The sequence below is a fragment of the Micromonospora sp. D75 genome (assembly GCF_018070405.1).
Classification (GTDB): Bacteria; Actinomycetota; Actinomycetes; order Mycobacteriales; family Micromonosporaceae; genus Micromonospora; species Micromonospora chalcea.
This window is the reverse complement of record NZ_JAGPXV010000223.1, coordinates 1-8,523: the sequence shown is the minus strand read 5'-3', so window position 1 is coordinate 8,523 and position 8,523 is coordinate 1. Positions and strand designations below refer to the sequence as shown.

At 72.3% G+C, this 8,523-nt stretch carries 7 protein-coding genes; 4 read left to right on the top strand and 3 right to left on the bottom strand.

Annotation, left to right across the window (positions count from 1 at the left end; genetic code table 11):
* The first annotated feature begins 2 nt into the window (after positions 1-2).
* From KBX39_RS15425 to topA, 3 genes are all read left to right on the top strand, one after another.
* On the top strand, positions 3-506 hold the full coding sequence (locus KBX39_RS15425; protein ID WP_210871199.1) for a hypothetical protein: 504 nt from the start codon (positions 3-5) through the stop codon (positions 504-506).
* Positions 497-1,105: a hypothetical protein gene (locus KBX39_RS15420; protein WP_210871197.1), complete on the top strand. Its 609-nt coding sequence runs from the start codon at positions 497-499 to the stop codon at positions 1,103-1,105. Before KBX39_RS15425 ends, KBX39_RS15420 begins: the two co-directional genes overlap by 10 nt.
* Positions 1,106-1,374: 269 nt before the next feature.
* Positions 1,375-4,200 (top strand): type I DNA topoisomerase, encoded by a 2,826-nt coding sequence (topA, locus tag KBX39_RS15415; RefSeq protein ID WP_210871195.1) that lies wholly within the window; start codon positions 1,375-1,377, stop codon positions 4,198-4,200.
* Positions 4,201-4,246: 46 nt separating this feature from the next.
* On the opposite strand, the gene KBX39_RS15410 is transcribed toward topA, so the two are convergent.
* On the bottom strand, positions 4,247-5,167 hold the full coding sequence (locus KBX39_RS15410; RefSeq protein ID WP_210871193.1) for a DUF559 domain-containing protein: 921 nt from the start codon (positions 5,165-5,167) through the stop codon (positions 4,247-4,249).
* 111 nt (positions 5,168-5,278) lie between these two features.
* A complete protein-coding gene (locus tag KBX39_RS15405) occupies positions 5,279-6,595 on the bottom strand; it encodes a D-arabinono-1,4-lactone oxidase (protein ID WP_210871191.1) in 1,317 nt (438 codons plus the stop codon).
* 219 nt (positions 6,596-6,814) lie between these two features.
* Between KBX39_RS15405 and KBX39_RS15400 the strand changes: the two genes are divergently transcribed.
* Positions 6,815-7,390: a TetR family transcriptional regulator gene (locus KBX39_RS15400; protein ID WP_030503760.1), complete on the top strand. Its 576-nt coding sequence runs from the start codon at positions 6,815-6,817 to the stop codon at positions 7,388-7,390.
* Between the two features lie 64 nt (positions 7,391-7,454).
* Here the strand turns inward: KBX39_RS15400 and KBX39_RS15395 are convergent.
* Positions 7,455-8,523: alanine racemase (locus KBX39_RS15395; protein ID WP_210871189.1), on the bottom strand; the 1,069-nt coding region annotated here is incomplete at its 5' end.

Genomic DNA, 8,523 nt, shown 5'->3' with positions numbered 1-8,523 from the left:
CGGTGGTCCTGGCCACGCTGGTCCTCGTCGTCGCCGGGTGCGGCGGCGGCCCGAGCCCCCGGGTCTGGGCCGCGTCGGTGTGCCAGGCGCTCACCCCGTGGCGCGCGGAGATCTCCAAGCTGACCAGCAGCACCCAGCAGCAGATGACCGCGCAGACCACTCCGGCGCAGGCCAAGGAGAACCTGGTCCGGCTCTTCGCCGGCGCCGAGCAGGCCAGCGAGACGGCCCGGCGCAAGGTCGAGGAGGCGGGCGTGCCCGAGGCCGAGCACGGCGCCGAGGTGTCCGCCGGGTTCCTGGGGTCGCTGAGCAAGATGCGCGACGCGTACGGCCGGGCCCGGTCCGCCATCGACGGGCTCGACACCGCCCAGGCCGGTCCGTTCTACGACGGCGTGCGCGCCGCCGTGGACACGCTCAACAAGGAGTACGACGCGAGCGCGCTGGACACCAGCAAGCTCAACTCGACCGAGCTGAAAGAGGCCTTCGACGAGGTCCCGGAGTGTCGCTGACCCCTCCCACCCCGAACCCGGCCCGCCAGCCCTCGCTGTTCTCCACCGAGGCGGCCGATCCCGTGCTGGCGGATCTCGCCGGCCTGCTCGCCGGGCCGGGTGAGGTGGGGCGGATGGGCGGCACGGCCCGGATCTCCGTGGTGGTGGACGCCGCCTGGCGGGTGCACGTGCTGGTGGCGGAGCTGGGTGCCCGGGGCGTGCCGGCGAGCTGGGAGCCGACCGAGGACGGGCGGCACCGGGTGCGTACCGCGTACACGAGCATGCTGGCGCCGCTCGCGCGGGCCTGGCTGCGCGGGGCGGTGAAACGGCCACCGGCCCGATTCCACCTGGACGGGCGGCGGCTGCGGCTCTGGGCGGCCGCGGCCGGGACGGCCGAGCCGGCCGGGTTCCGGCTGCGGCTCGGACCGGCCGACGAGCCGTGCTGGCCGGTGGTCCGCGCCGCGCTGGCCGCGGTCGGCCTGCCGGCCGCGTTCGTGGAGCCGGACGAGGGCGGGCCCGCGTTCCGGATCGGCGGGCGGCGCATGTCGCGGCTCGCCGAGTTGGTGGGGGAACGGCCGGTCACGGCGCCGGCGGCGGAGTGGCCGGGCGCGCCCGGCTGACCGTCCGGTGTCCGAACCCGGACACCCGGAGACGGCTCCGCCGGGTGTACGCGATCGTCACAGTGACACGCCTGCCGCCCTACCCACGGTGTACCGTGACGCCGTCCGGCAGGGTGCGGCCGGCGGTGGCCGGGAGAGCGGCCCGTTTGCCGCCCACGAAACCCGGAACGCGGACGGCGCGTTACGTTGGACATCCGGACCGCCCGTGGTCCGGGTGGCGCAACACGGCCCGAAGCGGGCATGGCGTAGGAGTGAGGTCGGGGAGAGACGTGCCGAGCAACGCTGGAACCACCCGTCTGGTCATCGTCGAGTCTCCGGCGAAGGCCAAGACGATCTCGGGCTACCTCGGCCCGGGGTACGTCGTGGAGGCCAGCTTCGGCCACGTCCGGGACCTGCCCCGCAACGCCGCCGACGTCCCGGCGAAGTACAAGGGTGAGCCGTGGGCGCGCCTCGGCGTCGACGTCGACAACGGCTTCCACGCGCTCTACGTGGTGTCGGCCGACCGTAAGCAGCAGATCAGCAAGCTGGTGAAGCTGGCCAAGGAGGTCGACGAGATCTTCCTGGCGACGGATGAGGACCGCGAGGGCGAGGCCATCGCCTGGCACCTGGTGGAGACGCTCAAGCCCAAGGTGCCGGTCAAGCGGATGGTCTTCCACGAGATCACCAAGCCGGCCATCCAGGCCGCGGTGGCCAACCCCCGGGAGATCGACCGCGACCTGGTCGACGCCCAGGAGGCGCGGCGCATCCTCGACCGCCTCTACGGGTACGAGGTCTCGCCGGTGCTGTGGAAGAAGGTCATGCCGAAGCTGTCGGCGGGCCGGGTGCAGTCCGTGGCGACCCGGATCGTGGTCGAGCGGGAGCGCCAGCGGATGGCGTTCCGCACCGCCGAGTACTGGGACATCCTGGCCACGCTCGCGGTGGCGAAGCCGGGCGAGGGCCCGCGTACGTTCAACGCCACGCTGGTCGCGCTGAACGGTGACCGGATCGCCACCGGCAAGGACTTCGAGCCGACCACGGGTCGTGTTCGCGCCGGAGCGGGTGTCGTCCACCTCGACGAGGGCGGGGCCCGGGGACTGGCCGCCCGCCTGGCCGACCGGCCGTTCACCGTCACCCGGGTCGAGGAGAAGCCCTACCGTCGCCGCCCGTACGCGCCGTTCATCACCTCCACGCTCCAGCAGGAGGCGGCCCGCAAGCTGCGGTTCTCGTCGCAGCAGACGATGCGCACCGCGCAGCGCCTGTACGAGAACGGCTACATCACCTACATGCGTACCGACTCGGTGAACCTGTCCGAGACCGCCATCGCGGCGGCCCGCCGGCAGATCGTCGAGTTGTACGGCGAGCGCAGCGTGCCGCCGGAGCCGCGCCGCTACACCGGCAAGGTGAAGAACGCGCAGGAGGCGCACGAGGCGATCCGCCCGGCGGGCGACAACTTCCGCACCCCCGGCGAGGTGGCCAAGGAGCTGTCCGCCGAGGAGTACAAGCTCTACGAGCTGATCTGGCGGCGCACCATCGCCTCGCAGATGACCGACGCGGTCGGCTCCAGCGTGTCGGTGCGCATCCGTGCCGTCTCCTCCGCCCAGGAGGAGGCCGACTTCGGGGCGACCGGCAAGACCATCACCGACCCGGGCTTCCTGCGCGCGTACGTCGAGTCCAGCGACGACGAGAACGCCGAGGCGGAGGACGCCGAGCGGCGGCTGCCCACGCTGGTCAAGGATCAGCCGCTGACCGCCGACGAGCTGGCCGCGCAGGGCCACCACACCCAGCCGCCGTCGCGCTACACCGAGGCGTCGCTGGTGAAGGCCCTGGAGGAGCTGGGCATCGGCCGCCCCTCCACGTACGCGTCGATCATGCAGACGATCCAGGACCGCGGGTACGTGACCAAGCGCGGCCAGGCCATGATCCCCACGTTCCTGGCGTTCGCGGTGATCGGGCTGATGGAGCGGCACTACCCGCGCCTGATCGACTACGACTTCACGGCCAGCATGGAGAACGAGTTGGACGAGATCGCCGGTGGCGACCACGCCGCCGTCGACTTCCTCACCTCCTTCTACTTCGGCAGCACCAACGGCGCCGGCGACCAGGCCATCGCGCACGCCGGTGGCCTGAAGAAGCTGGTCACCGAGAACCTCAGCGAGATCGACGCGCGCAGCGTCAACTCGATCCCGCTGTTCACCGACGACGAGGGCCGCGAGGTCGTCGTCCGGGTCGGCCGGTACGGGCCGTACCTGCAGCGGGCGCTCCCCGGTTCGGTTTCGGGCTCGGCCTCGGTTTCGGGCTCGGCCTCGGGTGAGGGTGAGGGCGAGGAGGGCGGTTCGCAGGGCGACCGGGCGCCGATCCCGGAGGGCCTCGCGCCGGACGAGCTGACCCCGGAGAAGGTGCACGAGCTGTTCCTCGGCGGCGGCGGTGAGCGCAAGCTCGGCGACGACCCGTCGACCGGCGAGCCGATCCTGCTCAAGTCCGGCCGGTTCGGCCCGTACGTGGCCAGCGGTGAGCGCAAGTCGTCGCTGCTGCGTTCGCAGTCGCCGGACAGCCTCACCCTGGAGCAGGCGTTGCAGCTGCTGCGCCTGCCCCGGCTCATCGGCGTGGCCCCGGACGGCACCGAGGTGTTCGCCAACAACGGCCGCTACGGCCCGTACGTCAAGCGCGGTGACGAGTTCCGCTCGCTGGACTCGGAAGACAAGATGTTCACCGTCACGCTGGACGAGGCGCTGGCGCTGCTGGCCGCCCCGAAGACGCGCCAGCGCCGGGCCGCCGCGCCACCGCTGCGGGAGATGGGCAACGACCCGCTCACCGAGAAGCCGCTGGTGATCAAGGACGGGCGCTTCGGGCCGTACGTCACGGACGGCGAGTTCAACGCGTCGCTGCGGCGCGGGCAGACGCCGGAGGAGCTGACGCTGGAGCAGGCGTCGGAGATGCTCGCCGAGAAGCGCGCGAAGGGCCCGGCCCCGAAGAAGAAGGCCGCGAAGAAGGCCGCCCCGGCCAAGAAGGCAACGGCGGCCAAGAAGACGACGGCCGCCAAGAAGACGACCGCGGCGAAGAAGGCCCCCGCGAAGAAGGCGGCCCCCAAGAAGGCGACCTCAACCCCGAACGAGTGATCTTGGTACGGAGTCGCCCCTGGAAGGGCGTTTCCGTACCAAGATCTCAGCCGGGCCAGCCTGCGGATCGCAGGGCGGCACGCAACTGGGTGATCACACGGGTGGGGTCGGTGCGGACGGCCCAGGCGGGGAAGCGGAGCACCCGGTCACCGGTGGACCAGACGTCGTTCTGCCGCTGCATGTCCGCCCAGGCGGTCCTCGGGTCGAAGTGCTGCCCGCCGTCGATCTCGACGTGCACACGCCACCGCTCGAACCAGACGTCGAGGTAGCGCCGCCGCCCGGTGGCGTCTCGCCGCACGACCTGGAGAGACGGTTCGGGTAGCCCGGCCCGCCGGACTAGATCGAGGAAGTCGAGTTCGGCGAGGGAGTGGGCGCCGCCCGCCGCGTCGGTGGCGGTCGTCAGGATCAGGCGGTGGCGACGCGCCCGGGGAAGCCGTTCCAGCACCCGGTGCAGGTCGTCGCCCCAGACCAGGCGTTGCTGGAAGCCCGCCGCGATGACGGCCCGTGCCTCCTCGTCGGTCGCTGCCCACTGCGCCGCGTCGACGAGCGAGCGGGCCGGCATGGTCCGGCGGGGCCGGCCGATCGCGAGCACGTCCTCCGGCGGTAGCACTGTGGTGCGGTGGACCCGTACGCCAGGTGGTATCGCCCGGGTCTGGTGCCGGGCCGGCAGCAGCAGATGGATGAGTCGGCTCTCGTAGCGCCTGAGCCCCCAGCACTGGGCTGCGGTGAGCCCGCCCAATGTCGCGGCCGGTCCAGCCGCCAGCACCGCGATCCAGCGCCGCTCATCCGGGCCGACGGGACCGTCGTGCGTGACGTAGACCCGGGGGTGCACCTGCCGCCAGCGCCCGCTGGCGATGCGGTGCCGGATCGTCTTCTCGGACAGGAACCGCCGAGCCTGCGCCGCACCCAGCACTCGCGCCTGACGGAAGAGCAACCAGCTCAGTTCCCCCGCGTCGTCCCCCGGCATCTCCACACCGGCAACCCCACCCGAACAGCACCCGTCACGCTGCCCCTGTGGACAACCGCCGAGATCTTGGTACGAAGACGCCCCTCGATGGGCGTCTTCGTACCAAGATCTTCAGGAGCCCAGGACCTGGGTCAAGTACGGGTTCTGGAAAAGGTTGTGGGGGTCCAGGCGGGTGCGGACGGATTGGAAGTCCGTGAATCTCGGGTAGGCGGTGGCCAGCGACTCCGCATCGCGCCAGTGCAGCTTGCCCCAGTGCGGGCGGCCACCCAGCTCCGTCGCCACCTGCTCGAACGCGCGAAAATAAGGCTCGTACGGCATGCCCACGTACTGGTGCACGGCGATGTACGCGGAGTCCCGCCCGTACGAGTGGGACAGCCAGATGTCGTCGGCGGCGGTGAACCGCACCTCGACCGGGAACAGCACCTTGAACGGCAGCCGCTCCACGATCCGGCGCAGCTCGGCGAGCGCCGTGGGCAGCGTCTCGCGCGGCAGGCCGTACTCCATCTCCACGAAGCGGACCCGGCGTGGTGTGCAGAAGACCTGGTCGGAACGGCCGGTGTAGGTGCGTTCGGTGAGCGCGCGGGCGGAGACGGCACTGATCGTGGGGGCGAGGGCGGGTACGGCGCGGCCGAGGCGGCAGGCGCCGGCGAAGACGGTGTTGGAGAGGAACTCGTCGTCGAGCCAGCCGCGCCAGCCGGGCAGCGGCTGGTCGTCGGCGGGTACCCGGTCGTTGGTCTTGACCTGCACCCGGTCGGTGTACGGGAACCAGTAGAACTCGGCGTGGTCGTGCGCCTCGTACAGGCCGGGCAGGTCGTCGAGCACCTCGGCGAGCGGGGCGGGGCGTTCGTGCGCGCGCAGCACGAAGGCGTCCACGCAGCGCAGCGTGACCTCGACCAGTACGCCGACCGCGCCGAGCCCGACCCGGGCGGCGTCGAAGACGTCGCGGTTCTCCTCGGCCGAGCAGCGCAGCACCTCGCCGGTGCCGGTGACGAGCGTCAGCCCGGCCACGAAGGTGGACAGGCAGCCCAGTTTCGCCCCGGTGCCGTGGGTGCCGGTGGAGAGCGCGCCGGCGATGGTCTGGGCGTCGATGTCGCCGAGATTCGGCATCGCCAGGCCGTGCCCGGCGAGCAGTTCGTTGAGCGTGTGCAACGTCATTCCAGCCGGTACGGTGACCAGGCGGCGCGCCACATCGACGCTGACGTCTGTCTCCAGTTCGGCGAGGTCGATGCGGTGCCCGTCGGCCACAGCCGTGGCGGTGAAGGAGTGGCCGCTGCCGGTGGCCCGGACGGTCCGGCCGGCCGCGGCGGCCTGACGGACCGCCTCGACGACGTCGGAGACGCTACGCGGGCGCACGGTGAGGAGCGCGGAGCTGTGCTGGTTGCCGGCCCAGTTGGACCAGGTGGCGGTGGTACCGGTCATCGCGGCCACTCCTCGACATGAATATGAACTGAATTCATATCAGGAACGTTGTGCCTGGTAAATACCGCAATCGAGCCCGGCTCGTTGTACCGGTAGTCACAGACTCGTGACGTGCAGATATGTTCATCCGTCGAAGGGGGGTGGCGCCGAGTGTCCACACCAGCCGCCACGACCGGGCCGCTGCGTCGGGTACCGGTGCAGGGTCGAAGTGTCGCGCGGGTCCAGCGGATGCTGGACGCCTGCGCCGAGCTCGTCGACGAGGTGGGGTACGAAGGGCTGACCACGACCCTGCTCGCCGAGCGCGCCGAGGTGGCGATCGGGTCGGTGTACCAGTTCTTTCCGGACAAGCGGGCCATCGTGCAGGCGCTGACGCTGCGGACCATGGAGTCCTACCTCCAGCGGCTCGACGAGCGGTTCGCGTCGGACGATCTGACACACTGGTGGGACGGCGTCGACGCGGCGATCGACGAGTACATCTCGATGCACCGCACCGTCCCCGGTTTCCGTACCCTGCACTTCGGCGACGTGGTCGACCTGCATCTGCTGGACGACCAGCGGGACAACAACGGGGTCATCGCGGAGCAGCTCGCCCGCGTGCTCACCGAGCGTTTCGGCCTGGCCGGGGTGCCCGACCTGCGGTTCCACCTGGAGGTCGCGGTCGAGGCGGCCGACGCCCTGATCAAGCTGGCCTTCCGCCGCCGCACCGACGGCGACGAGCGGGTGCTGGTCGAGGCGAAGGCCCTCATCCGGGAGTACCTGCACCGGCAGGTCAACGCTCCCACGGAGGCCGTGTCCCAGGGCTGAGCGGCACGCCGAGCGGCGGGTTCCCGGGTGCGCCGGGGCCCGCCGTCGTCACGCCGGCGGCGGGTCAGAGGAAGGCGTGGCCCTCGCCCCGGTAGGTGGGCACCGTCGCGACCACCGCGTCCCCGTCGACCAGGTGCACCTCGTTGACGTGCTCGCACATCTCGCCGGCCTTGGCGTGGCGGAACCACACCCGGTCACCGACCCGCAGGTCGTCCGCGGCGTCCCCGGCGAGCGGCGTCTGCACCTCACCGGCGCCCTCCGCGCCGAGCAGCTTCAGGCCGTCCGGCAGCCAGGGCCGGGGCAGCCGGCTGCTCGCCGCCTGGCCGGAGGCGATCCAGCCGCCGCCGAGCACCGTCGCCAGCCCGGGCGCCGGGCGGCGGACCACCGCGCAGGCGAAGAACGCCGCCGGGGTCGGCCGCCAGGCACGGTACGCGTCGAACAGCGTCGGCCCGTACAGGCCGGAGCCCGCGGTGACCTCGGTGACCGCGGGGTCGGCGCTGGTGGCGGCCACGCTGCCGGTGCCGCCGCCGTTGACGAACTCCAGGTCGGCGTGTTCGCGTACCGCGGCGACCGCGTCCGAGCGGCGGGCCAGCAGTTCCCGGTACGACCCGCGCTGCGCGACCCGGATCGCCGAGCCGAGCACCGCCTGCCCGGGTGGCGCGTCGCCCAGACCGGCGATCTGCGCCTCGTACGACATCAGGCCGACCAGCCGGAAGCCCGGCCGGGCGGCGACGGCGGCGGCGAGCGCGCCGGCCGCCGTGGCGCTGTGCACCGGGGAGCGACGCACGCCGACGTGCACCCGGCCCCGCAGCGGCCGCCAGGAGGCGTCCAGGTCGAGGCAGACCCGCAGCGCGGGGCGGCGCGCGGGTGGGCAGACCTGGTCGATCAGGTCGAGCTGGGCGGGGTCGTCGACCATCAGCGTCACCGCGTCGGCGAGCGCCGGGTCGGCGGCCAGTTCTGCCAGGCCGGCCCGGTGCGCCGTCGGGTACGCCACCAGCACGTCGTCGCTGACGCCGGAGCGGGCGAGCCAGACCGCCTCGGGCAGGGTGAAGGCCATCACGCCCTGCCAGCCGGGGCGGCCGAGCACGCGGGTCAGCAGTTCGCGGACCCGTACCGACTTGCTCGCCACGCGC

Excerpts from the sequence above, each read along its gene's own strand:
- KBX39_RS15410 (WP_210871193.1), bottom strand. The coding sequence starts at position 5,167 with ATGCCGGGGGACGACGCGGGGGAACTGAGCTGGTTGCTCTTCCGTCAG.
- KBX39_RS15400 (WP_030503760.1), top strand. The coding sequence starts at position 6,815 with ATGCTGGACGCCTGCGCCGAGCTCGTCGACGAGGTGGGGTACGAAGGG.